At 57.6% G+C, this 24,153-nt stretch carries 24 protein-coding genes; 14 read left to right on the top strand and 10 right to left on the bottom strand.

The window, feature by feature from the left end:
- Positions 1 to 89: 89 nt before the first annotated feature.
- Together CF161_RS14625 and CF161_RS14630 are read left to right on the top strand one after the other, a co-directional pair.
- Positions 90 to 1,061: a zinc-binding alcohol dehydrogenase family protein gene (locus CF161_RS14625; protein WP_084471719.1), complete on the top strand. Its 972-nt coding sequence runs from the start codon at positions 90 to 92 to the stop codon at positions 1,059 to 1,061.
- A 29-nt stretch (positions 1,062 to 1,090) separates the two neighbouring features.
- The gene (locus tag CF161_RS14630) at positions 1,091 to 1,972 is read left to right on the top strand and encodes an arginase family protein (RefSeq protein ID WP_020297366.1); all 882 of its coding nucleotides are present in this window, start codon (positions 1,091 to 1,093) and stop codon (positions 1,970 to 1,972) included.
- A gap of 177 nt (positions 1,973 to 2,149) precedes the next feature.
- Here the strand turns inward: CF161_RS14630 and CF161_RS14635 are convergent, their stop codons facing one another.
- The 5 genes from CF161_RS14635 to CF161_RS14650 all read right to left on the bottom strand — a co-directional run bounded on the left by CF161_RS14635 (position 2,150) and on the right by CF161_RS14650 (position 6,392).
- Positions 2,150 to 2,659, bottom strand: coding sequence for a flavin reductase family protein (locus tag CF161_RS14635; RefSeq protein ID WP_043229479.1), 510 nt, complete (start codon positions 2,657 to 2,659; stop codon positions 2,150 to 2,152).
- A gap of 112 nt (positions 2,660 to 2,771) precedes the next feature.
- A complete protein-coding gene (locus CF161_RS14640; RefSeq protein WP_020297368.1) occupies positions 2,772 to 3,806 on the bottom strand; it encodes a methionine synthase in 1,035 nt (344 codons plus the stop codon).
- A gap of 27 nt (positions 3,807 to 3,833) precedes the next feature.
- Positions 3,834 to 4,817 carry a DUF1852 domain-containing protein gene (locus CF161_RS14645; protein WP_020297369.1) on the bottom strand — a complete coding sequence of 328 codons (984 nt, stop codon included), beginning with the start codon at positions 4,815 to 4,817 and terminating at the stop codon, positions 3,834 to 3,836.
- A gap of 599 nt (positions 4,818 to 5,416) precedes the next feature.
- Positions 5,417 to 5,842, bottom strand: a complete 426-nt coding sequence (locus tag CF161_RS32255; RefSeq protein ID WP_084471720.1) for a hypothetical protein — start codon at positions 5,840 to 5,842, stop codon at positions 5,417 to 5,419.
- 10 nt (positions 5,843 to 5,852) lie between these two features.
- Positions 5,853 to 6,392, bottom strand: a complete 540-nt coding sequence (locus tag CF161_RS14650; RefSeq protein ID WP_156882687.1) for a hypothetical protein — start codon at positions 6,390 to 6,392, stop codon at positions 5,853 to 5,855.
- An 813-nt stretch (positions 6,393 to 7,205) separates the two neighbouring features.
- On the opposite strand from CF161_RS14650, the gene CF161_RS14655 reads away from it, so the two are divergent.
- The 12 genes from CF161_RS14655 to CF161_RS14705 all read left to right on the top strand — a co-directional run bounded on the left by CF161_RS14655 (position 7,206) and on the right by CF161_RS14705 (position 17,709).
- Positions 7,206 to 7,652, top strand: a complete 447-nt coding sequence (locus CF161_RS14655; RefSeq protein ID WP_020297371.1) for an HIT family protein — start codon at positions 7,206 to 7,208, stop codon at positions 7,650 to 7,652.
- Positions 7,653 to 7,839: 187 nt separating this feature from the next.
- Positions 7,840 to 8,616 carry a hypothetical protein gene (locus CF161_RS14660; protein WP_256206385.1) on the top strand — a complete coding sequence of 259 codons (777 nt, stop codon included), beginning with the start codon at positions 7,840 to 7,842 and terminating at the stop codon, positions 8,614 to 8,616.
- A 38-nt stretch (positions 8,617 to 8,654) separates the two neighbouring features.
- The gene (locus tag CF161_RS14665; RefSeq protein ID WP_020297373.1) at positions 8,655 to 9,053 is read left to right on the top strand and encodes an ester cyclase; all 399 of its coding nucleotides are present in this window, start codon (positions 8,655 to 8,657) and stop codon (positions 9,051 to 9,053) included.
- Positions 9,054 to 9,123: 70 nt separating this feature from the next.
- Entirely contained in the window at positions 9,124 to 9,786 is a 663-nt protein-coding gene (locus tag CF161_RS14670; RefSeq protein WP_020297374.1) for an iron-containing redox enzyme family protein, read from the top strand.
- A gap of 138 nt (positions 9,787 to 9,924) precedes the next feature.
- Positions 9,925 to 11,757: a long-chain-acyl-CoA synthetase gene (locus tag CF161_RS14675; protein WP_043229482.1), complete on the top strand. Its 1,833-nt coding sequence runs from the start codon at positions 9,925 to 9,927 to the stop codon at positions 11,755 to 11,757.
- A 145-nt stretch (positions 11,758 to 11,902) separates the two neighbouring features.
- A complete protein-coding gene (locus CF161_RS32260; protein WP_256206386.1) occupies positions 11,903 to 12,265 on the top strand; it encodes a DUF2388 domain-containing protein in 363 nt (120 codons plus the stop codon).
- Between the two features lie 262 nt (positions 12,266 to 12,527).
- On the top strand, positions 12,528 to 13,523 hold the full coding sequence (locus tag CF161_RS14680) for an AraC family transcriptional regulator (RefSeq protein WP_020297376.1): 996 nt from the start codon (positions 12,528 to 12,530) through the stop codon (positions 13,521 to 13,523).
- Positions 13,524 to 13,668: 145 nt separating this feature from the next.
- Positions 13,669 to 14,703, top strand: a complete 1,035-nt coding sequence (locus CF161_RS14685; protein WP_020297377.1) for a DUF1254 domain-containing protein — start codon at positions 13,669 to 13,671, stop codon at positions 14,701 to 14,703.
- A 75-nt stretch (positions 14,704 to 14,778) separates the two neighbouring features.
- Positions 14,779 to 15,621: a MipA/OmpV family protein gene (locus CF161_RS14690; protein ID WP_020297378.1), complete on the top strand. Its 843-nt coding sequence runs from the start codon at positions 14,779 to 14,781 to the stop codon at positions 15,619 to 15,621.
- 14 nt (positions 15,622 to 15,635) lie between these two features.
- Positions 15,636 to 16,451, top strand: coding sequence for a phosphatase PAP2 family protein (locus CF161_RS14695; RefSeq protein ID WP_020297379.1), 816 nt, complete (start codon positions 15,636 to 15,638; stop codon positions 16,449 to 16,451).
- 17 nt (positions 16,452 to 16,468) lie between these two features.
- Complete coding sequence (locus CF161_RS14700) at positions 16,469 to 17,236, top strand: hypothetical protein (RefSeq protein WP_020297380.1); 768 nt, start codon at positions 16,469 to 16,471, stop codon at positions 17,234 to 17,236.
- Between the two features lie 53 nt (positions 17,237 to 17,289).
- On the top strand, positions 17,290 to 17,709 hold the full coding sequence (locus tag CF161_RS14705; protein WP_020297381.1) for a hypothetical protein: 420 nt from the start codon (positions 17,290 to 17,292) through the stop codon (positions 17,707 to 17,709).
- 117 nt (positions 17,710 to 17,826) lie between these two features.
- On the opposite strand, the gene CF161_RS14710 is transcribed toward CF161_RS14705, so the two are convergent.
- The 5 genes from CF161_RS14710 to CF161_RS14730 form a co-directional block, all read right to left on the bottom strand.
- Entirely contained in the window at positions 17,827 to 18,855 is a 1,029-nt protein-coding gene (locus tag CF161_RS14710; RefSeq protein WP_020297382.1) for an XdhC family protein, read from the bottom strand.
- Positions 18,856 to 18,867: 12 nt separating this feature from the next.
- A complete protein-coding gene (locus CF161_RS14715) occupies positions 18,868 to 20,220 on the bottom strand; it encodes a cytochrome c (protein WP_043229486.1) in 1,353 nt (450 codons plus the stop codon).
- A gap of 17 nt (positions 20,221 to 20,237) precedes the next feature.
- The gene (locus CF161_RS14720) at positions 20,238 to 22,490 is read right to left on the bottom strand and encodes a xanthine dehydrogenase family protein molybdopterin-binding subunit (protein WP_020297384.1); all 2,253 of its coding nucleotides are present in this window, start codon (positions 22,488 to 22,490) and stop codon (positions 20,238 to 20,240) included.
- Entirely contained in the window at positions 22,490 to 22,945 is a 456-nt protein-coding gene (locus CF161_RS14725; RefSeq protein WP_020297385.1) for a (2Fe-2S)-binding protein, read from the bottom strand. The genes CF161_RS14720 and CF161_RS14725 overlap by 1 nt, the downstream gene beginning before the upstream one ends.
- Positions 22,946 to 23,032: 87 nt before the next feature.
- Positions 23,033 to 23,965, bottom strand: a complete 933-nt coding sequence (locus CF161_RS14730; protein WP_020297386.1) for an AraC family transcriptional regulator — start codon at positions 23,963 to 23,965, stop codon at positions 23,033 to 23,035.
- Positions 23,966 to 24,153: the final 188 nt, after the last annotated feature.

Raw genomic sequence — 24,153 nt, forward strand, 5'->3', positions numbered from 1 at the left:
GCCCGGCGTCTCCCGTTGTCACTATGAATGCCATTGGATCGCCTGAATCTTCAGGCCTCCGCATGGTTGATGAGAGTGGGAGAGGGTCAATGAAAGCCTTGGTATTGAAACAGTCCGGTCGCCCCGCGCAGATGGTTCTAGAGGAGCGAAGCAAGCCTGTCGCACAACCTGGATTCACACTCGTGCGCATGCACGCCGCCACCGTGAACCCATTGTCCAGTCAGATTCGCGCAGGCCTCTACGACACGGTTCCGATGCCGATTGTGCTGAGCAACGATGGCGCCGGGATCGTCGAGCACAGCAGCCGTTTTCAACCCGGCACACGGGTGGCGATCTATGGTGGCAGCCAGCTCGGCATCAGTGAGGATGGCTTGCAGCAGGAATGGGTCCTGGTCGAGGACAAACGCATTATCGAATTGCCGGGGAGCCTCAGTCTCGATGAAGGCGCCGCGTTGCCGATCAATTACCTCACGGCTTATCAAGCGTTGCGCCGGGTGGGCCAATTGCAAGCGGGCCAGACCGTGCTCATTTCCGGCGCATCCGGTTCGCTGGGCAATGCGTTGATCCAGACCGCGCGGGCTTTGCAGGCAACGGTGATCGGTGTGGTTTCGTCTGCGCAGAAAGCATTGCGGGCCAAAGAGGCGGGCGCCCATCGGGTGATTGATCTGTCCTGCGAAAACCTGCTTGAAACCGTCCTGGCGCTGACCGATGGCCAAGGCGTCGATCTGGCATTCGATGGTGTGGGCGGCAGCTTGCTCGGACAGCTGGTGCGCTCCGTGGGTACTCGTGGGGCAGTGGTCTCAATCGGCTTCGCAGGTGGCACAACCGCCGAACTGGATCTCGTCGACGTGGTGGTCTATGAGAAGCGGCTGCTGGGCTATGACGCTCACCTGGAGACCGAAGACGATATCGATCACGCGCTGAAAGCGATCATGGCGTTTGTGGCCGATGGTCTGCTGCGTCCGCACATCGACAGCACCTTCGCTTTGGAACAGTTCGACCAGGCTTATGCCCGCCTGGAATCGCGCCAGGCCACCGGCACCGTTCTTCTTCGTCTCTGACCCAACCGCCCGCCCACAGGAACCTGACCATGAATGCTTCGGATGATAAAACCTTGAGGTTGCTGTTTCCCCAATGGCAGGGTGGCAACAATCCGCCCTATCACTTGGGTGCGCAGTTGTTGTCGTGGTTGGCGCCTGAACACAACGGACCGGTCGCCGAGGTGGCGGTAACCGTACCGAGCGACGAGCCGCTACTGATTGAGCAGGGCATTCGCGGGCGCAGTGCCTTACTGCGCCAGATGCACAGCGCCCGCGCGATCATCGATGAGCATGCACCGGACCGGATAGTCATACTCGGCGGCGATTGTCTGGTGGACCTTGCCCCATTTGCGTACCTCAATGAGCGCTACGGGGGGGACCTTGCCGTGCTCTGGGTCGATGCGCATCCCGACGTGTTGACACCTCGGGATTTCCCCAACGCCCATGCCATGGTGCTTGGCAATCTGCTGGGCGAAGGCGATGCGGACTTTGCTGGTGCGGTCAGGCGTCCGCTCAAACCGGCGAACGTGATGTATGCAGGGCTTATGGACACACTGCCCATGGAAACTGCGTTGATCGAGCGATTGGGCCTGCAGCATGCGAGCCCTGCACAACTGGCGCACAGCAGCGAGCCGGTGCTGCAGTGGTTCCGCGCAACTGGCGCTAGGCACCTGGCCATCCATCTTGATCTGGATGTGCTGGACCCCAACGGCTTTCGCTCACTGCTGTTCGCCAATCCGCAAGCGCCTGCTGGGGCTTTCGACGGGGTCGCCCAAGGCAGGATGCCGATCTCCCACGTTGTGCGCCTGCTGAGCGATATCGCCGGTGTTGCCGATGTCGTTGGCATCGGCATCGTCGAGCACTTGCCTTGGGATGCGCTTGCATTGAAAAACATGCTGGCGCGCCTTCCGCTGCTCGGCTCTGGGGTGTGATGCGGCCTACTTCACCACGCAAACCAAGGATTGATCGTTCTGCGCCTTTTTCAGGGCGCTCGTAGCTCAAGAACGCCTGCCGACTCTGGGCTATAAGGCGCTGGATCAAGATGAAAACCGGAGCGCAGCGAAGTGCTCCGGTAGCCTGTCGGCAAAAAGGGCGGGGCAGAGCAGCGTTCAAACCGCGCTGTGGGCGGCGATGTTGCAATATTGCCCTTTGAAATACAGCAATGGCTGCGTAGCAGCAGCTTGCTGCAGGTTTAACGCCTTCACTTCACCAATCACGATCAGGTGATCACCCGCGGCGTGTTCGGCGTGAATTTCGCAATCGAGCCAGTGCAGGCTACCGGCAAGGATCGGATTACCCAGCGGCGATTGCTGCCATTCGACCCCGTGCCACTTGTCCGTGCCTCGCCGAGCGAACTGATTGGAAATCCCGACCTGCTCACCCGACAGGATATTGACGACGAATCGACCTGCCTGGCGGATTTTGGGATAGCTGGCCGAGCTGGACATGACGCTGAACGACACCAGCGGCGGGCTCATCGACACGCTATAGAACGACTGGCAAGTGAAGCCAATCGGTTCGCCATCAAGGTGTGAAGTAATCACCGTGATACCGGATGCGTAGTGCCCAAGCGCTTCGCGAAAGTCCAATGGCTCGATAGCAGTGCCAGGAAGTGACATGGTAGATCCTAAATAGTGGGTGCAACTCGCAAGTGCCAAGGAAGGCCTGAAGCCGCTCGGTAATTCTTCCAGAGCGCTTCAAGCCTCCCTGTACACCCGCTCCGACTCTGGCTCAGTACTTGTTCGTGAGTTCTCTGCGGACAATTTCTGCGCCTGCACTTAAGGCATTCAGCTTACCCCGTGCGACTCGGCGAGATAACGGAGCCATGCCACAGTTGGTGCAAGGGTAGAGCTTGTCGGCGTCTACAAACTGAAGTGCTTTGCGGAGGGTATTGGCAACTTCTTCGGGTGTTTCAATGGTGTTGGATGCCACATCAATGGCCCCGACCATCACCTTTTTACCGCGAATGAGTTCGATGAGATCCATCGGCACATGCGAGTTGTGACATTCCAGTGAAACGATATCGATGCTGGATTTTTGCAACTTGGGGAAAGCCTCTTCATATTGTCGCCACTCTGACCCCAGAGTCTTTTTCCAATCGGTATTGGCTTTGATGCCATAGCCGTAGCAAATATGAACAGCCGTCTCACATTTGAGGCCTTCAATTGCCCGTTCCAGGGTGGCCACCCCCCAGTCGTTCACCTCATCAAAGAAAACGTTAAAGGCGGGTTCATCAAATTGGATGATGTCAACACCGGCAGCCTCTAATTCCCTGGCTTCCTGATTGAGGATCTTGGCAAATTCCCAAGCCAGTTTTTCGCGACTTTTATAATGATTGTCATAAAGCGTATCGATCATCGTCATGGGGCCTGGCAGCGCCCATTTAATGGGTTGCTTGGTCTGCTGACGCAGGAACTTGGCATCTTCAACAAAAACGGGCTTTTGCCGAGTTACAGCACCCACTACCGTGGGTACGCTGGCATCATAGCGATCCCGAATTCTAACGGTCTCGCGTTTCTCAAAGTCAACGCCGCTGAGGTGCTCAATAAACGTAGTTACAAAATGTTGGCGCGTTTGTTCACCATCGCTGACAATATCGATGCCGGCTTGTTGTTGTTCTTGCAATGCCAAACGCAAGGCGTCCTGTTTACCTTCAATCAATTCTTCATCTTGCAACTTCCACGGCGACCAGAGTGTCTCGGGTTGTGCAAGCCAGGAGGGTTTGGGCAAGCTGCCGGCAGTGGAGGTAGGTAATAGTTTGTTCATGATAAATGGCCTTGTGATTTTGATGAGTCAAAGCGCGTAATTGGCAGACCACTGTTCTAGAACAGACTGGTAGGGTTTGATGAAGTTTTCCTCAACAAACTTCCCCTGCTCAATAGCCAGTCGGTTACGTTCTTCTCGATCATAAACAATCAGCGTTAATGAATAATCCTGATGTTTCAAGCTTGGCTGATAGGATTTTCCGGCCGCTGAATTCGCATTGTAAATCTCAGGGCGGTAAATCTTTTGGAAGGTGTCCATCGTGCTGATGGTGCTGATAAGCTCAAGATTGGTGTAATCACTCAGCAAATCGCCTGAAAAGTAAAAGGCCAAAGGCGCAACACTGTTTGCAGGCATGAAGTAGCGAACCTTCAAGCCCATTTTCTTGAAGTAGTCATCAGTCAAGGAATACTCATCTTGCTGGTATTCAATGCCCAAGACAGGATGCTGGTTTTCAGTCCTGTGATAGGTCTTGCTGCTCGAAACGCTCAGGCATATGACCGGCGGCTTATTGAAGTGGTCTTTGTAGGTTTTTGAGTTTACGAAGCTCTTGAATAGTTTTGCATGCAGATCTCCAAAATTATCCGGAGTGCTGAATTCTGGCTGGTCTTTGTTGTGCCCCAACAGCAGCACGCTAAAGTCATAATCTCGCACGTAAGAGGAGAAGTTATTGCCTATGATGCCCTCAAAGCGCTCGTTGGTCTTTCGGTCAACGATATTTGTTTTCAATATTTCAATCAGGGGGATGGCGTTGCCGCTGCTTTCAACATCGATATCCATCTCAACGGAAATGATTTCAAGTTCGACCGTATAACGGTCGCCTTTGGGGTTGTCCCAATGCGCCAAGGCATTGAAGCGGTTGTCAATCATCCTTAAGGTGTTGCGCAAGTTCTCTTGGCGGCTGTTGCCTCTGGCCAAGTTGGCAAAGTTGGTGGTGATGCGCGTATTTTCGGAGGGGTGATAATTCTCGTCGAAATAAATGCTTTTAATGGTAAATGTAAAATCTTTGCTCATTATAATCTTGCGCCTTGATATCTGAGGTAAAGCCTTGATTTGTATGGTGGTTTTTCGGGCTTTTTACTCGGTGATATTTGTAATATCTGTCATTAGGACGTATTTTATGCTGAGCCATTGCTTGAGTGAAAATGAATTGATTTCACTGAATCGTTAGCCATATTCATGATGTGCTGTGCGGCCAGTCGTAAAGTCCCTGTCATGCAGTATTAATTGAGTCGCGCTGGCTTTCGCAGAGGCCGTTTCATTTAAGAGCTGTTCACCAAGACCCTTGAAACCAGTCGCTCAGCAGAACTTCGAGTCGCGCCAGGGCCGTAATGCCAAGGACGCTCGGCCGGCGAACGGCTTGAAGGGGAGGGGGCAGATTTTATTGCCTGGCACTGGCTGGAGTGGATTTAACCAGCCCTGGCGACTAGATGAGCATGGGAAGTGACTTGGCAGTGGCCGAGTTTGAATAGGATCTGTTGATTGAGTGCACGAACACCGGGATTGTCCGTGCGTTAGCTCAAGGAGCAAAACTCGGGAGGCGTGAGTCGTTGACCCAACGTCAATAAACTGCAAGTGTTGCAGTTATTGGAGCTTGGCATATATAAAAGAGACTAAAAGCTTGGGGGAACATAAGGAATATTTTGGCACTTGCCATGAAATATCTCCCCATTCTGAATTTTGAAAAGCACTATTTTTCTGGCTTTATTCACCGTTGCTTCAAGCGTGCAGTCGGAACTATGACCGACTTTCTCGTAATACTCGGTATAGGTCAAACCGTTCGCTCCCGGTGTCACGGAAGTGCCGGCTGCTTCAGTGGTCGACCACTGCGAAGATTTGTACCACGTCATTACGACCAGTGTGCCTGCGTTAGGGTCTTGCGTTGCCTTCATCGTGTCGGGCCGGCCAAAAAAATTCAGCGCCTCTTGGGCGTCGCGACCTTCCCAACGATTTTGAGCAATGACGGAGCAGCCACTGCTGATCGTTATGCCCGACACTGCCAGTATTAAAGAAAGCGCTTTAATCCATTTGTTGTTCATGGCGTTTAACTTACCTGGACGTTGCGGAGGGTGGGTTATCTAGCATCTGTTCCAACTCTTCCATTGGGCTCTTTGGCGGTGCTTGTAACTCCGTGATCATCCCAAGCATTTTCATTTGATCAAACTTGCCCAATGACAGCATGCCGTTGAAGACTCGATCCTGGGGGTTACATACAAAGGCAAAGGTATATAAAAGCGCCTGGTCATCCAGCGTGTGCCATTCATTGGAGACTTTCAACTCCCGGCGTGCGTTGCTCGTTCGCTCGATTGATGTTCCTTTGAGAAAACGGGCTCTGTGCTTGGAGCACTGGACTTCAACTGAATAGACATCCGCCAATGGCTTGGCTGGATCCGCAAACACCTGGTTAACGTTTACTGACTGAAACCCATCCGCCGCTTGACTCCGTGGCGTCATGGAAGTGAGGTCAGCCACAAACATGATGTTGTTTTTGCCCGTGCCTGTGCTAAAGACACTCCACCAGTCGCCAATGGGATTCGCTTTGTCAGCGATCGCTGAAGTGGAGGCCGTCAGCAGCAATGTGAGGCTCATGACGCACTTACTTAATCTCGAAAATTCTGACATGCCGTGTCGTGCCTCCTGCAATATAAATTTGATATCCATTTACATGGAGAAACCAAGTCATCACGCTAAAAATAGAGCCCGTCTACTCAGTGGCTTGCCCTGGCGAGAGCTTCTGCTCAGCACTGCGCTGCCATGCTCGTAGCAGTTGGCGATAAGGTTAAAGATCAAATCAGCCATCACCAGCTTCGAGCATTGCCCCCCCCCCAAACAAACGCCGCTAGTGATGCTGCGTAATCCGTTGGAGCGTCAAATTGGCAGCAGTAATCGGAACTATGATTGTCGCAGGCGCGAAGGGTCAATTAGCACAAATGTGCTATTCCAAGCGCTTGAGTCACGCTGAAAAAGACTTCTCGATCTTGTGAAATACCCACCACGCACAAACGGAACAGGGGGCGTGCTCGACTAGGGGTTTTTGGTTTCGACGGTCCCAAAGGCAGGCCCTCGCACCTGGCCGAGGTCTGGGGGGCTGTCTACCGCAATGGACGTCATAGAAAGCGGGGGGAGGAGCGGGGTGTTAGGGAGGTCGCGCCTTGAACACCGGCACGGATACAAAAGTCGACCGAATAAAACTCATTTAAATCAACCAATTAAGTGTTTTTCAAACATTCGGGATACAAAACATTTCAAAACTCCCGTGTACAGGTGCGGAATCCCAAGCGTAATTTCACCCTCAAGCTGTGCGGTCAACGCTGTTAGGTCTGCAATGGAATTCAGCCTGTAGCATCCCGGATTTTCATGCCTTCACCGGGGTTGCACCTACAACAATAGAGGGAGCTATCCGTGAACTGCATTTTCTGTGCAATCGCCAAGAAAGAATCACCGGCTGCCGTTGTCTACGAAGACGAGCAGTGCCTGGCATTTCTCTCCATCCAGCCGATTACTCCTGGCCATGTCCTGGTCATTCCCAAGGCCCACGCAAGCGGCCTGGGTGATATCCCTCCTGAAACCTGTGGCCACATGATGCGTGTGGGTCAACGGGTGGCGGCCGCCCTGCGTGAAAGCGGCTTGAGCCTCAATGAACAACCTTGTGAAGGTATCAACCTACTGCTGTGCGATGGCGCTGTGGCCGGGCAAACCGTGGGGCACGCCCATCTGCATGTGCTGGCCCGGTTTGTCGGTGACGGTTTCAACCTGGGGCATGCGGACCTTCCACTCGCTACGCCCCAGGTGTTGGGCGAGCGCGCGGAACAGATCCGTCGAGCCTTGACCTCGCTGCTACCGGTTTAACTGCACGTTTCTTTAGTTTAAAGGCACGCCCGCAATAAAAGGGTGGGGTGCCTTGCTGTGCGCAGTCAGTCAATCATCAACTTGTAGGCATCTACGCAAGGAGGCGAAGCTATGTATTGTACTGTGGAAACTTAAGTTGCGCTGGGCTGAACTAAATACTACAGATCACAACAAGAAGGGGGTTCTCATGCCGTCACTCGCCAGTAATAAGGCTGCCTTGCCTTCGGCAAGTATGCAGTTGGTAAAAGATGATTCAGCCGGATCGGCCATCTACAGTTTCTATGATTCAGTACTTCAAGACTTGTGCCAGTCGGACAAGGTTAAAGTCAGGCAGGTGGTGACTCCTGCACAGTTTATCGAGCTGTCTCGTGCCCGCAGTCGGTTGTACGGGCAACGAAAGATTTATTACAAAACGCTGTTTGGTAACTCGGTCGACGAAAGCGTCTGCCTGGATGAATACGATTCCCGCTCTTACGTGTTTGCCTTTTATTATGACGGTGAAATTATCGGCACTCAGCGTATTACGCCGTTCCCTCACGAGTCGGGCGAATTCATCAGCCATGAACAGCTGGTGCAGTTCTCCGGGCCCAATTACGAGAGTGAGTGCGTCGAACTCTCGCGACTGATTGTCGACAAGCATTCCCCGGTCAAGAACGTGGTCAACGGATTGGCCATGACCGGCGCGTCGCTGGTGGCCCTGGAAGGTGGCTACAAAACTTTCATCACCTATGTAAAACCACGGCTTGCGCCGAAATTTGACAGCTTCGTCTTTGATCAGGACGGCATTTTCTTTCAAATCAAGGCCCGCGGCGATCACTACTACGCCCTGTACAAAGGCGAGCTGTTGCCGTCGGTCACGCCCTTTTTCGGCTTGCAAAGCTGCCCCGCAGACCTGAAGGACATTGATGACTTGATGCGCTACACCTTGGCCGCCCGTAACGCGATGCATTCACTGGCGGTATGAGCATCCCAAAATAACGACAACATTGAGGTTGATCCAAGATGGAAGCCAGGAACAAAGAAGTGGTTATCGAGTTTTACGAGCGCATGTTTGGCCAGCGTGAACTGGCGGTCGCCGATACGTTGATTGCCGAGGAATATGTACAACACAATAACGTATTTATTCCGCCGCGCCGGGAAGGCTTCAAGACCTACTTCACCCAGTTCTTCAAGACGTTTCCCGAGTCGGGAACCAGTATTGAACGGGTCTGTGCGGAAGGCGATTATGTCTTCCTGTATGCCAAACATTGGGCCAAGCACAAGTTCTTCACGGTGAATTACAAGGTGATCGATATTTATCGTGTGGAAAACGGTGTGCTGATGGAACACTGGGACACTATCGAAGGCTTGGGGTTCTTCTCCAAATTCATCTACATCATTAAGTCCGTGTTGCGCCTGTAAGTCGGCGTTCGCCTGAAATTATAAAAATGCTTCATAAGCGATTTATCAACCCGCCAAGGAAGAGAGTGAGATGACTGAAGTAACCGAGTTTCGCAAAGAGCTGAAAGCCGTCTGTGATGCCGAATGGGAAAAGATCAAGGTCGGCCGTTTTTTCCAGATGATGAAGCGTCCCGAGTTGCAGCGTGAGCTCTACATCAAGTCGATTGTTCAGGTGTATCACTACACCAAGAACAACGCGATCAACCAAGCGGTGGCGTGCTGGAACCAGGACCACAAAAAGGTCGGCTTGCTGCGCTTTGCGATGAAGCATGCGCTGGAAGAACTGGGCCATGAAAACATGGCGTACAACGACCTGATCGCCATTGGCGTCGACAAGTCCGAGTTCGAAAAACCAATGCTGCCGGCCACCGAGGCGTTCTACGGCTACCTGGATTTCGTCTCTGTGTGCCGCGGCATCATTCCACGGCTGGGCTACAGCTTCTGGGCCGAAGACTGCTACGAGCACCTCGAGCCATTGATGGACGTGTGCAAAAACCACCTCAAGCTGACCGATAAAGAACTGACCTTCTTTGTCGCCCACGCGATCATCGACGAGAAGCACTCCGAGCAAGTCAACGCCGCCATCGACCGCTGGGTCGAGACCGATGAAGAAAAAGAGGCGGTCAAACAAGTCGCACGCACCACGGTTTACTTGATGGGCAAGATCCTCGAGTCGGTCGCCGACGAGTTCTAAGCCTTGGCAACAGGCGTCCTCACGCACCCCGCTGCGTGAGGACTTTTTGACATGGCGTGCACAACAATAAAAACGATCGGTTGGTCACGGCGCTTGTCGAACCGCCTGGCTGCCACGGTCAATCCACTAGGAGGTGCCATGAGTAGCAATAGCGACATGATTACCTGGGGCATGATGCTGCGCAAAATCCCCTCGATCACCCGGGCCATTCCTCGGCTCGTCAGGGGAGTCAAAGCGTCCAAGCTCAAGGTCGATCAGCCCTGCGGCCTGGGTTGGGCCTTCGAACAGGCGGTTGCACGCAACCCTCAAGGGCCGGCGCTGCTCTACAAGGACAATCGTTTCAGTTATGAACAGGTCAACCAGTGGGCCAACCGTTTCGCCCATTACTTATTGGCCCGTGGCCTGAAAAAAGGCGACGTGGTCGGCATCTTTATTGAGAATCGCCCGGAATTGCTGGTCAGCGTGCTGGCCGTCAGCAAGATCGGCGGTATCTGCGCCATGCTCAACACCTCGCAGACCAAAAACGTCCTGATCCACAGTTTGAACCTGGTCAATCCCTCGGCGATTATCGTCGGCGAAGAGTTGGTGCAGTCCTTTGACGCGGTGCGTAACGACGTTGCCATCGATGAACTGAGCACGTTCTTCCTGGCTGACACCGACACCACCCGCGATGCGGGCATCGCGCCCGAGGGTTACGTCAACCTGTCCCGGGTCAGCGAAGAGCATTCCACCGCCAATCCGGCGAGCACCCAGCAGGTCTACTTCGACGACGCTTGCTTCTACATTTACACCTCCGGCACCACCGGTTTGCCCAAGGCCGGGGTGTTCAAGCACGGGCGCTGGATGAAAGCCTACGGCAGCTTCGGCATGATCGCCCTGGATATGCGTCCTGATGACATCGTTTATTGCACCTTACCGCTCTATCACGGCACCGGGCTGTGCGTGAGCTGGGGCTCGGCATTGGCCGGCGCTTCGGGTTTCGCCATCCGCCGCAAATTCAGCGCCAGTCAGTTCTGGGATGACGCGCGCAAATTCAAGGCCACCACCATTTGCTACGTCGGTGAGTTGTGTCGCTACCTGATCGACCAGCCTCCGGCTAGCAACGATGGCGACAACCCGGTGGTGAAGATGATTGGCAACGGCCTGCGCCCAGGCGTGTGGATCGACTTCAAGACACGCTTCAACATCGAGCGGGTCTGCGAGTTGTATGCCGCCAGTGACGGCAACATCGGCTTTACCAACATCCTCAATTTCGACAACACCATCGGCTTTGCGCTCAATACTTGGTCGCTGGTGGAGTACGAACACGACACCGGTGAGCCGCGGCGCGGTGCGAACGGTTTCATGCAGAAAGTCGGCAAGGGTGGCCAAGGCTTGTTGCTGGCCAAGATCGACGACAACGCCCCGTTCGACGGTTACACCGATCCGGAGAAGAACAAAAAAGTGGTGCTGTACGACGTTTTCGAAAAGGGCGATCGCTACTTCAACAGCGGCGACTTGATTCGCGATATCGGCTTTGGCCACGCCCAATTCGTCGACCGCCTGGGGGACACCTACCGCTGGAAGGGTGAAAACGTTTCCACCACCGAAGTCGAAAACATCATGGTGCAACACCCCCACATCGCCGAAGCCGTGGCCTACGGTGTGGAAATCAAAAACACCAACGGTCGCGCCGGGATGGCCGCCATCACCCCATCGGCGCCGCTGGAACAACTGGATTTTTGCGACCTGCTGCGTTTCGTCAAAAGCCAGATGCCGCACTACGCGGTGCCGATGTTCCTGCGTATCAAGACCTGCATGGAAACCACCGGCACGTTCAAATACCAGAAAACCAAGCTGAAGACCGAAGCCTTCGACCCCAGTCAGACCGGCGAAGACCCGGTCTACGCCTGGCTACCGGGCACCGAAACCTACGTACGCGTGACTGAGCAGGTGCTGCAGGACATTCACGGCGGCAAGTTCCGCTATTGAAGGGCAACTGCGCGAGAGTCAACCCACAAGGCCCGCATCAATAGGTAATGCTGCTCACTCAAGCGGAGCAGCATTACTGGATGCCTGGCCAGGAAGAGGTTAGATTCAGCCCCCCAAGGATGAAACACACCGGTGGAGTGGATTTTTGCGCAAACTGATTGTTGTGCTTGTGCTCGGTTTTCCGTGCAGTTTTCCAGCCATTGCTGGTGATGGCAGGGCGGTCGAAGTCTCGACCTTTGGAGCGATTGTTTCATCGAGTCTTGCTGTGACTCTTTTCCCCGTTACCCTGACCGAAGACAGTCAAGAAAGTAGCCGGAATAGTTCAAACAGAGGCGATCGAAAGATCCTTGCCGCGCACAATGATGCTGCAGCTTTCGTCGCGAGTGATGGAGCTATTAGAGGCGCAAACCTGGAGGCTGCATTCGAAGTTTTACGGACTCAGAACGCGATGGGTACCGTCAGCGACATCGCGCTGGCGGAAGCCGTTCTGGTTTACGAACTGCGCTAGAAGAATGAAGTTTCGATGACGGGTAGCCAGCCCGCGCTGGTATCCATTTCCCACACGTTGGTGCTGGTTCTGAACACTCGCCGACGGCCCCTTTCTCTTCTACCAGCTGCGCTGCCATCTGACCGACCATTCCCTCTGGATCGACCATGGTGCTTACGACGCGGTCAATCGCGCGGGTTTGGCAAAAAATTTGCTAGTGTTTATCCGCGTGACAATAAGACGGCTTTCAAGAGCATGACCTTTAAAAAGGGCGCGGATATCCATGACGAATGCTACGCCAGCCATCAAACTCAGCACACTCAGGCAAATTGCCCCCTACCTGAGTATGCGCGGGGTGTCGCCACTGGAGTTCTTTCGGCGCTTCGGTATTTCCCCGCATGTTTTTCAAAACCCTGAAGCTTGGGTATCGCGAGCGGCGTGCTTTCATATCGCCAATGAAATGGCTGCCGTCGCACAGGACCCCTTCGGCGGTGCGATGATCGGGCACCTGACCGATGTGCGCTCAACCGGCATGTGGGGCGAGTTGATATTGGGCTCGACCAACCTCGCTCAGGCGTGTGCAGCGGCGGCGGTCCATACGAACCTGGTGCATCAGGGAAGCGAAGTAAAAATTGTCACCGAAGGCCGTACGGCGAAACTGATCCAACAGTTTACCGGGCCCTATGGGGCTGATCCGAAGCAGGTCATTTTCGGCACTCTAGCGGTGCTTAGAAAAGTGCCGCTCATGTCCGGCGCGCCTGGCGCTATACGGGTGCATCTAAAAAACTCGAGAGAGCGAGGCGACGAGGCGCTTGAAGAGTACCTGGGCCCGAACCTGGTCATGAACGCTGAGTACAACATGATCGAATTTGATCGTGAGTTGCTCGAAATTCCCCTGCAACCTATTCGAGATGTTGCCTGGAAAACCACCCAGGCCTTGAGGTCGACTGCTGACACCGCTGACGTGCTCGTCCAGCAGATCGCGAATCAGGAGCTTTCCAAACTTGCCACTATTTCAAGAAAGATAGGGCTGTCTGCTCGAACCCTGCAGCGGCGCCTCGAACATTGCGGCATCGACTTCGACGCTTTACGTGACGAGACCCGTCGCAGTGAAGCCCTTCAGTTGATTGCCTGCGGCAGATACAGCGCAACCGAAATTGCCTATATGGTCGGCTACAGCGATCCCGCGCACTTTACGCGCGCCTTCAAGCGTTGGACGGGAAGCCCGCCGTCTCACTATCGCGCCCTCTTGAAGCAAGACCGCAACATCCTCGTCTAACCCCTCTCCCAAAAAATGGGCCTCTTTGTGCGGCGGCCTGCTCGTGCGCGCTCGCATTGCTTTTGGCACCAAATGGCAAGTTTGCGCCAAGGCGTTCTTATACAGTCAAAAAATCAACGCCAACTAATAAAACCAAGAGGTTTAAATGTCCCATTCATCCACGGCCTGCATTCTTGCCATGGCGCTGGTCGCTGTTGGAAGCGCGAACGCTCAGTCATCGCCAGAGGCGGCGATACCGGTGGGTGTCGATAACTTTGTCCGTGCCGAGTCCGACCTCTACTTGGGAAAAATGGTGGCGACTGGCAGTTTGGGCCGGTTTGTTCATAGCCGCGAAGCGGTACCCATCGACGCCCAGAATGTGGTCCGGATGAATCGGGACACACTCTATTCGTCAGCCGTGTTCGATCTTGATGCAGGCCCGGTCACGATCACCTTGCCAGAGTCTGGCGGGCGCTTCATATCGATGGCGGTGATCAATGAAGATCACTACGTCCCCTTCGTAACTTACGGCGCCGGGCGTCAGACACTGACGAAAGAGGCAGTCGGCACACGCTATGTATTTGTTGCTGTGCGCACGTTCTTCGATCCCGCAGATCGCAACGACCTGGAAAAGGTACATGCACTGCAGGATGCAATCACGGTCAGCCAGGCTGGGGTGGGGGCGTTTGTCGTACCCAAGTGGGACCAGGCGAGCCAGACAAAGGTACGTGAGGCCCTGGAGGTCCTGGGTTCGACGATTCCTGACTACAACCAGTCCTTTGGCCCCAAGGGCTCGGTCAATCCAATCCATCACTTGATCGGCACTGCAACGGGGTGGGGCGGGAACCCAGCCAAGGACGCCATCTACCTCGGCGGCGTGATGCCTGAGAACGATGGGAAAACCGTTTACCGGCTCAACGTCGGCGATGTTCCGGTCAATAGTTTTTGGTCGGTCAGTGTTTATAACGCCGACGGTTATTTCCAGAAGAACCCCTATGACGCCTATTCGTTGAACAACCTCACCGCCAAAAAAAGTGCGGATGGCTCGATTGTTATCCAGTTCGGTGGTTGCGACGGGAGGATCGCAAATTGCCTGCCTACGCCACCTGGCTGGAACTACACAGTCAGGCTTTATCAGCCGAGCGAACAAATACTCAATGGCCAATGGAGCTTCCCGAAGCCGCAGCCCGTCGCACGCTGATTCATGACGCCTGGCTTTTACAACTCGGCGCAAACGCCAATCAAGACGTTTTGTTTACACCAAAGGAAGGAAACGATGACCACCATCGGCGGTTCAAACTTTTTCAACTATCCAGCGACGCTCATGATAAGTGCGACCCTTGCATGTGCGACGGTGTTGCCTGCTCACGCAGACGATTCAGCTGAGCCCTCCGTGACCGTGGGTGGCGGACTCGCCGTTGGCCCGCTGTACGAAGGTTCCTCGCACTACGCCACGTTCCCGTCGCTGAAGCTCAAAGCGGTTTTGCCTACCGAAAACTGGGGCAAGTTCACCGCCGCCTTCCCGGACGGGCTGCGCTGGGACTTGCCCGGGTTGTCGCCTTTCGGAATCGCCCTGTTGCTGGGTTACGACCAGGGACGCAAGGAAAAAATCCACACTCTGGGCGGTCGTGATGACTACCTCAAGGGCATGGGCAACCTGGATAGCACCGCTCTTGTTGGAGCGGAAGCGTATTGGGTGCTGCCGGCCGGTCGTCTGTTTGTTCGTGGCCTGCAAGCCAGCCAGAGCCGCGATTACGGTGGCGAGAGCCTGGGGCGTACTGCGTTCCTGGAAGCCGGTTTCGCCACTGCCTACGCGCTGTCTTCAACATTGACCCTGGACTCGACGCTCTACGGCACCTGGAGCAATGAGAAAGACATGATGGCGCGCTTCGGCGTCACCGCCCAACAAGCTGCGCGCACCGGTTTCGACGAATACCACCCGGGTGGCGGCATGCGTGACGTGACCTTGAAGCTGGGCCTCACGTGGCAATGGCAACCACAGTTGGCCCTGGAAGGCGGGATCAAGACCTACGCTCTGGTCTCCGATGCCCGCAACAGCCCGCTGACGGGTGAAAACGTGGGCGCAGGCGCCTATCTGAATGCCCTTTACCGGTTTTGATCAGGGAACACTCGATGAAAACAGTACATAAGCAGTTGGGGCTGGCCAGCCTGCTCTGGTCGGGACTGGTGCTTGCCGATGACGCTGCCACAAAGGTTACCGACCCTCACTTCAAGCTGGCCCCGGGTTATCTGAACACGGCAGACTTGCCGCTGCGCCTGGCGTTGCTGGGCGCCCCACCCAAGCCCGACTCTGCGGCGTTTGCACGGGATGAGGAGGCTCGGCGAGCAGCATTGTCGCTACGCGGTACGGCGCGGGAAACACTCGCCGCGGCGGATGCGGAGCTGTCATTTCCGGGCCCGGCCAAGGCATTCTCCTGCGCGATGGGCACCCCGATCACCGAGAAAAGTACACCGCATCTCTACACCCTGATGCAGCGCACCCTGACCGATGCGGGAGGCTCCACCTATGCCGGGAAAAATGCCTACAACCGCACCCGCCCCTTCGTGGCGCACAACGAAGGAACCTGTCGCAAAGACATGGAGCCGCTGCTACGCACCGATGGTTCCTGGCCTTCCGGGCACTCCGCAGCCGGTTGGGCCTGGGGCCTGTTGCTGGCCGAGATTCAACCTGAACGTGCAACCGAGTTGATGACCCGCGGGTTGTCCTTTGGCCAGAGCCGAATCATCTGCGACGCACACTGGCAGAGCGACGTCGATGCAGGCCGCATCATGGGCGCTGCGACGGTAGCAAGCTTGCATGGCAATCCGGCGTTCCTGGCGGATCTGGCGGCCGCGAAGGCAGAGGTCAAGGCCGCACAAAAAGCCGGTTTGAAGCCTACAGAGGACTGTGCGGCCGAGGGCGTGGCGCTCTCGCTGACTCAGCACTGATCGGGGGAAGCACCATCATGAGCAGTGACAACCCTCCCTCGGCCCTGCTGCGAAAGCATGCACGTCTGGCATTACTGGTTAGCGCCTGTATCTGCGTCGGGCCCGCCATGGCGGCAGACAACGATGACTGGACGTTCAACGGCGGACCTTATGTATGGGGCGCCGGCATTCGTGGACACGTGGGTCATAGCAGCACTGGAACCCAGTTCATAAAATCCGATTTCTCCGATATCGCCAAGACGGTCGATATGTCGGTGATGCTGATGGGGGAGGCGCGTCGGGGCCCCTACAGCGTGCTCGCCGACCTGATGTACATCGACACCGACACCCGCAACCGCTTGCCTGGGGGCGCCAAACTTGAGGTGCAAAGCAAGACAGCTTCCGGGTTTCTGGGGGGCGGCTATACGGTGTTGGGCGATGAAACCCGTCGACTGGACGTCGCCGGTGGCGTACGCGTCTGGTACAGCGGGACCACCCTCAGCTTCCATGGTGGACCGCTTGGTGGCTTATCGGGCTCTGATAATGCGACATGGGCAGACGCCATGGCGGGCCTGCGTGGGCACTATGCCGTGAACGATCGATTCTGGTTGTCGTCCTGGGGGATGGCAGGCGCCGGGCAGTCTCGGGAGGACTGGGATCTGGCCGCGCTGGCAGGCTGGGAGTTTTTGCCCGGCTTCTCGGCGGTGGCCGGTTACCGGGCGATGGGGGTGAATTATCGCCATGATGGCTTCGTCTACGACATCGTCCAGAAGGGGCCTTTGCTGGGGATCAGTGGGCGCTTCTGAAGCCTTATACCGTTTTGATTTCACTCGAAAGGACTGTCGCGGAGACCCGGTATATGGTTCAACGATTCAATCACCACCGTGAATGGATGGCAGCGCTTGATAAGTACGAGAAACTTCTGTTTGAAAACCCCCGTCTCCGCTGGGAAGAGCTGCCGGGCGATCAGCACACCCGTATGGCGCTCGGATTGTACAAGCTCAAGTGTTTCGCCGAGCGGATGCTCGAAGGCGGTACGGCAATCTGGGCCAGACTGGAGGCCATGGACCAGGTTCGGCTGTATTTGATTAGCGAGCATCACTGGACCCTGCATGACGTGCGGCAGATACAGGACGAAGAGGATTTTGTGTTCCTGCTTCATGATGAACTGGAACAGATGAAGCTGACCGAGCAAGAGGCTGAACCTGTCCGGCTGTGGACGGATCATCTTGGGACACGGGCGGAGTACCAGCAGCACTACCGGGATTGCGCTTCATAGTGGCTCTCGGTATTGCCACTCGTGCCAGTAGCAAATCCTGCGCGCCTCCCCGGCAGCCCTGCTGTCGCGGGTGGCATCATTCTGCCGGCCAAGAATTGTCTCGTATGCGCCAGCGACTCAACGAAGCGAGGATAAGGCCGCAGATTCAATGCTGTGTTTAGCTTTGGCGACGCTGAGCCCACTCGGCAAGCCCGCGCCATTCTTGGCCGCCAGGATTTCGGCCATCACGCTGACGGCGATTTCTGCAGGCGTCTTGCTGCCAATGTAGAGGCCGATCGGCCCGTGCAGGCGCTCAAGCGACGCCTCGGTCTCACCAAAATGCTCGATCAGGCGTTCGCGGCGCAGCTGGCTGTTGCGCCGCGAGCCAATGGCACCGATGTAGAACGCTGGGCCGTGGAGGGCTTCGAGCAGGGCCAGATCATCGAGTTTGGGGTCATGGCTCAACGCAACGATGCAGGTGCGCAGATCCACCGCGAAGTCCCGGACCACGTCATCCGGCATGCCAACGATGCGTTCCACGCCGTCTACCGCCCAGGTCTCGATGTACTCGGGACGCGGATCGCACACCGCCACCTTGAAACCATTGAACAACGCCATGGTGGCCAGATACTCGGCCAGCGCGCCGGCACCGATCATGAGCATCCGATAGCCCGGCCCCAGGGTATTGAGCATCTGCGCGCCATCGAAGCTGAATTGTTCCGGCGTTGCGGTGGACTCAAGTGCGACCTGACCGGTCGCCAGCGCCAGGCGACGACGAACCAGTTGCCCGGCGTCCAGCTGCACCAGCAGCGCATCAAGAGACTGCCACGACGGGTTGAACTCAAGGATCAGTTCAAGCGTGCCGCCGCAGGGCAGGCCGAAGCGATGCGCCTCATCGGCGCTGACGCCATAGCGCACCACTTCCGGCGTGCCGTCGTGAAAACCGTGGCCGCCATGGGCCGTGGTATGGCGATGGATCAGATCGTCTTCGATGCAGCCGCCGGACACGCTGCCCACCACGCGACCGTCGCCACGCAGCGCCATCATCGACCCGGTCGGGCGTGGCGAAGAACCCCAGGTGCGCGCCACCGTGGCGAGCAACACACGCTCGCCGGCGGCGAGCCAGTCCCGCGCGGTGCGCAGAACCAGCAAGTCGATGCTTTCCATCAAGGTCTCCTCTTAGCGCATGTGCAGGATGATCGGGCTGCTGCTGGCCGGGTCGGTGTGTTCACGCAGTTTGCCCACCGTCTGCGCATCAACCGCAGTGCCCTGATTGCCCCAGGTGCCGCGCATGAAAGTCAGGACTTCGGCGATCTGCTGATCCGACAACTGCTCACGGAAGGCCGGCATGCGATAAGCGTCCGGCACACCGGCAGCCACGACACGCAGTGAACCATTCAGGGTGATGTTGATCGCCGAAGCGCTCTCCTTGGCCAGTGCCGAGGTGGCGCCCGCCAGCGGCGGCATCCATTCAGACTGACCCTTGCCGTCCAGGCCGTGACACGAGGCACAGCGCGTCTCGTAGGCGTGGGCACCAGGGGAATTCAGCCGCGTCGCTGCCGAGACTGCTTGATACTGCCAAGGCTGCCCGTCGCGCTGGCGGTCGCCGGGCAACGACTTCAGATAGCGGGCAATGGCCGTCAGATCGTCATCGCTCATGAATTGCGTGGAGTTGTTGAAGGCTTCGGTCATCGAGCCGTAGACCACCGCATGTTGGTTGCGACCGGTCTTGAGGAACTGCACGATCTCCGGCTCGCTCCAGCGACCCAGGCCGGTGTTGTGATCATCCCGCAGGCTCGGCGCGTACCAGCCATCGAGCAAGGCCCCCGCGAGGAACGGCGTGCCGGATTCATCCAGTGCCTTTTCGTTGAACGCCAGGCCTCGCGGCGTATGGCAACTGCCGCAGTGCCCGGCACCCTGCACGAGATACGCGCCACGGTTCCACACCTCATCCTGCGCCGGTTTGGCCACATAAGGCTTGGCGTCGACAAACACACCGTTCCACAGTGCAATCGGCCAGCGCAGGTTAAGGGGCCACGGGATCGTACTCGGGATGTTCGCCTGTTTCACCGGCGCCACGCCTTTCATGAAGAACGCATACAGCGCACGAACATCGTCGTCACTGAGCTTGGCGTAGGACGGGTAGGGCATCGCCGGATACAGACGGCGACTCTCGGGTGCCACGCCGTGGCGCACGGCACGGTCGAAATCCGCCAGGCTGTAGTGGCCGATGCCGGTTTGCGTGTCCGGGGTGATATTGGTCGCGTGGATCGCGCCCAGCGGCGTGGCCATTTCCAGCCCGCCAGCGAATGGCGCGCCGCCCGGCACGCTGTGGCAGGCCACGCAATCGCTGAGCCGGGCGACGTATTCGCCCCGGGCGACCAGTGCCGGGTCGATGTCGGCCACGGCGATCGGTTGGTTTTCAAGGGGCGAGACAGGCTCGCGAGTGACGTACCAGGCCAGCAGGCCTGCCGCGACCAGGCACGGCACTGCGAGCCAGCCAGCGGTTCTTGCGAATCGGCGGTTATTCATGGACGCTCCGGCGCTGATCAGGTGAAGGTGTGTCGGCTCATGGGCAGGCTGCGTACCCGCTGGCCGGTTAGCGTTGCCACCGCATTGGCGACGGCGGGCGCTACGGCAGGCAACGGCGGTTCACCGATGCCGCCCATTTTTTCCCCGCTCTCGACCACACGCACGTGTACCCGGGCCATCCGCGCAGGCGGCAGGATCGGATACAAGTCGTAATTGCGCGCCCGGGGTTTGCCGTCAATCCACACTGACTCCTCCACCAGCGTCTGCGACAGCCCCAGCGCCACCGCGCCATTGACCTGAGCTTCGACAATCGCCGGATTGACGATGCTGCCCGGGTCAATCGCCTGCCAGATGTCGTGCACCTTGACCTGGCCGTTCTCGATGGACACCTCGGCGATCACCGCAGTCTCCGTACCGAACGGCGAGGCCATGGCCACGCCGCGCGCACGTCGGCTGCCATCCTCGGCGGTAAACGGCCCGCGTTTCCAGCCGCCCGACAGCTCACCCACTGCCTGCAGCAACGTGGTCAGCCGTTTGTTGTCGCGCAGCAAATGCAGGCGTAGGTCGAATGGGTCCTTGCCACCCTTGTCGGCCAGTTCATCAAGGAACGATTCATAGAAGAAGTCGTTGAGGGAGTTGCCCACCGAACGCCAGTAACCGAGCATGGCCGGCCCTTTGACGTAGATCTGCGCGATGCGCTTGTTGGGGATCGCATAGGACTTGCCCGACAACCCTTCAAGCGCCGTCGGATCGAGCTTTTCACCTTGCTTGCCAGCGAGGGCTTCGGTCGGGCCTTCGGTGGCACTGATCGCTTCGATTGCCAGCGGCCAGCCGTCGCTGTCCAGCGCGGCGCGGAAATTCACTGCGGCAACGGGGCGCAGCACATCACGCAGGAACTCTTCCTCGCGACTCCAAATCAGTTTGACCGGACGGCCAACCGCCTTGGACAGCGCGATCGCCTGAGGGTAGGGGCTGGCCGAGTCGTAGAGAAAATGCCGGCCGAAGAACCCGCCCAGCAACGGCGAATGCAAGGTGATGCGCGACGGATCCAGGCCCGTGCGTTTGGCGATGTCGGCACGGAACATGTCCGGCGCCTGATTCGGCAACCAGACTTCTAGCGAACCGTCCGGATTGAATCGGGCCAGTGCAGAAGGCGGCTCCAGTTGGCCGTGATTCAAGTATTGGTTGTGGTAAGTGGCGTCGATCCGGGTCTTGCTCCCCTTGAGAATCGAAGCCACGTCGCCTTCATGTTCATCATCTTTGGCCGGGCCTTTATCTTCAGCGAGGCGCTTGAACCAGGCATCGCTGGAAAAGTTGGCGGGCATCGGCCGCACTGTGCTGTCGAGCGTTGGCTCTTGCCAGTCGACCTGGATCGCCTCGACTGCACGTTTGGCGTGCCACCAGCGCTCGGCGACCACGGCCACGGCGCCCGGCAGACGATGCACGGAATGCACGCCCTTCATCGCCTTGACCTGGTCTTCGTTGCGCAGGTTGCCCACCGTCATTCCCAGGCGCGGGGCATGTTGCACCGCAGCATGCAGCATGCCGTCGACCTTCAGATCGATGGTGTAAAGCGCCTTGCCCGTGGATTTGTCGTAGGCATCGACGCGCTTCACCGGTTTGCCGATCCAGCGGAACGTGCTCGGATCACGCAGTTGCACGGAGGCAGGATCGGGAACCGGCAGATCCATCGCGCGCTCGGCCAGTTCACCGTAGGCCAGCGAGCGGCCCGACTTGGCATGCACGACTTTGCCTGGCTCGGTGCTCAACTCGTTCACGGACACCCCAAGCTGCTGCGCGCCCGCCTGCAACAGCATGGCGCGGGCAAGGGCGCCGAGGCGGCGCATGACCGGGTAACTCATGCGCACCGACATGCTGCCGCCGGTGATGCGCATGCCGTTCTCCATCACCACATAGGCCTCGCCGGGCGGGGCGGCCTCGACCAGAAAGGTCGCCGGGTCGGCATCCAGTTCTTCACCGACGATCTGCGCCATTGCGGTGAACGTACCTTGTCCGCCTTCCATGAAGGGGCAGAGCAGGCGCACGCGGTTGTCCGGGCGGATCTCGAGAAACGCCGGGACCTGCGTGCCGCGCTCGGCCGTCGCCGTTGCTGCTGCAGCTTGCACGCGTGTCGCACCCAGTGGCAGGCCGAAGCCGAGGACCAGTGCACCGACGGCGGTGCCGGCCAGAAAACGTCTGCGCGAAACATTGATCGGTTCGTGCAGGTCCAGGGCCGAGGCTTGCTGTGAAGGGTCGATATGAACGTTCATCACGCGTCTCCCTTGCCGGCAAGTTCATGCACGGCGGCATGAATGGCGTTGTAAGTGCCGCAGCGGCAGAGGTTGACCATCGCCGCCTCGATCTGCGCATCACTGGGTGTGGGGTTGTGCTTGAGCAGCGCGGTGGCGGCCATGACTTGCCCGGACTGACAGTAGCCACACTGGGCGACCTGCAGATCGACCCAGGTCGAGACCACCCGTTTGCCCACTGCATCGGTTTCGATGGCCTCAATGGTGGTGACCTCGCGGCCGACCACCCCAGCCACCGGCGTGACGCAGGAGCGCACGACGTTGCCGTCCACCAGCACCGAGCAGGCGCCGCATTGCGCCAGGCCGCAGCCGTACTTGGTCCCGGTCATGCCCAAGTCATCGCGGATCACCCACAGCAAGGGCGTATCGGCGTCGGCATCGACCTGATAGGTCTTCTGGTTGATTCGAAGTTCCATGGTTCACCCGCTTGATCATCGGTTGACGTGCATTGTTATGAACGGTGACACGCGGCGAGGCGCATCACCGGTGAAGCTGGTTTTTGTTCAGTTCGCGGCGCTGCCGAGTGCTTCTGGCGCGTATGGCTGCCCGCGTAGAAGCGCAATGTCCCGACTCGGCGCGGTGCCGAACAGCCGGCCATATTCGCGACTGAACTGCGAGGGGCTTTCATACCCGACAGCGAACGCTGCCCGCGAGACGTCCAGGTGCTCCATCAACATTAGTCGACGAGCCTCGTTCAGACGCAGCCATTTCTGATACTGCAACGGGCTCATGCCGGTGAGCTGGCGGAAATGGTGGTGAAAGGTCGGGGCGCTCATCTGCACCCGCGCCGCCAGATCGTCGATGCGCAGGGCATCGGTGTAATTGACCTTGAGCCAGTCAATGGCCTTGGCGATGCGATAACCCTGACCATCGACCGCAGTGATTTGTCGCAGCCGCGCGCCTTGATCGGTATGGAGCAACCGATAGTGGATTTCTCGCAGAACCAGCGGCGCCAGAACCGGGATTGCCTCGGGTTCATCCAGCAATGCCAGCAGGCGATCGAGCGCGCCCTCCAGAGCAGCAGACAGGCTGCCAATCCCGGCGCCCGTCCCCGTTGATTGCTGGCGTTTTGCAAGCAAACCGCTCTTGGTGATGACCTCGGCAAGCATGCTGACATCCAGTTTCAGTACGAGACCGACACAGGGCTGTTCGGGGCTGGCAAGCACCACTTCGGAGTTGGCGGGCAGGTCCAGCGAGGTGACCAGAAACCGTGAAGGGTCGTAGTTGTAGCCCTCACCACCGACCCACAGGCGCTTTTCGCCGCGACCGACGAGAATCAGGCTGGGTTCTACCATGCACACGGCGGGCGGCGCCGGCTGGTCGCGACGAAACAGCGACAGCCCGGGGATGGCCGTGGCGAAGTCACCCGGTACGCTCACGCGCGGGTCAATGTTCAACGCCAAAGGCGATTCATGGCGCAGATGGGGATCGATCATGTCGGGTCACTCCTGTTGATCGAACTCTAATCCGCGCCAGAGACGTTTCCTATCCATCACCCTGCATCCCCAGAGGATCAGGCAAGCATTCAAGAGGAATGCACTGGGGAAGGGCCGGATTGACCGGGAGAATGTGTCTATCTGTTACGGGGGCAGTGCCCGGATGGGCGACAAACTGCTGGCCCCTG

It is taken from the genome of Pseudomonas sp. CF161, from assembly GCF_000416215.1.
Taxonomy (GTDB): domain Bacteria; phylum Pseudomonadota; class Gammaproteobacteria; order Pseudomonadales; family Pseudomonadaceae; genus Aquipseudomonas.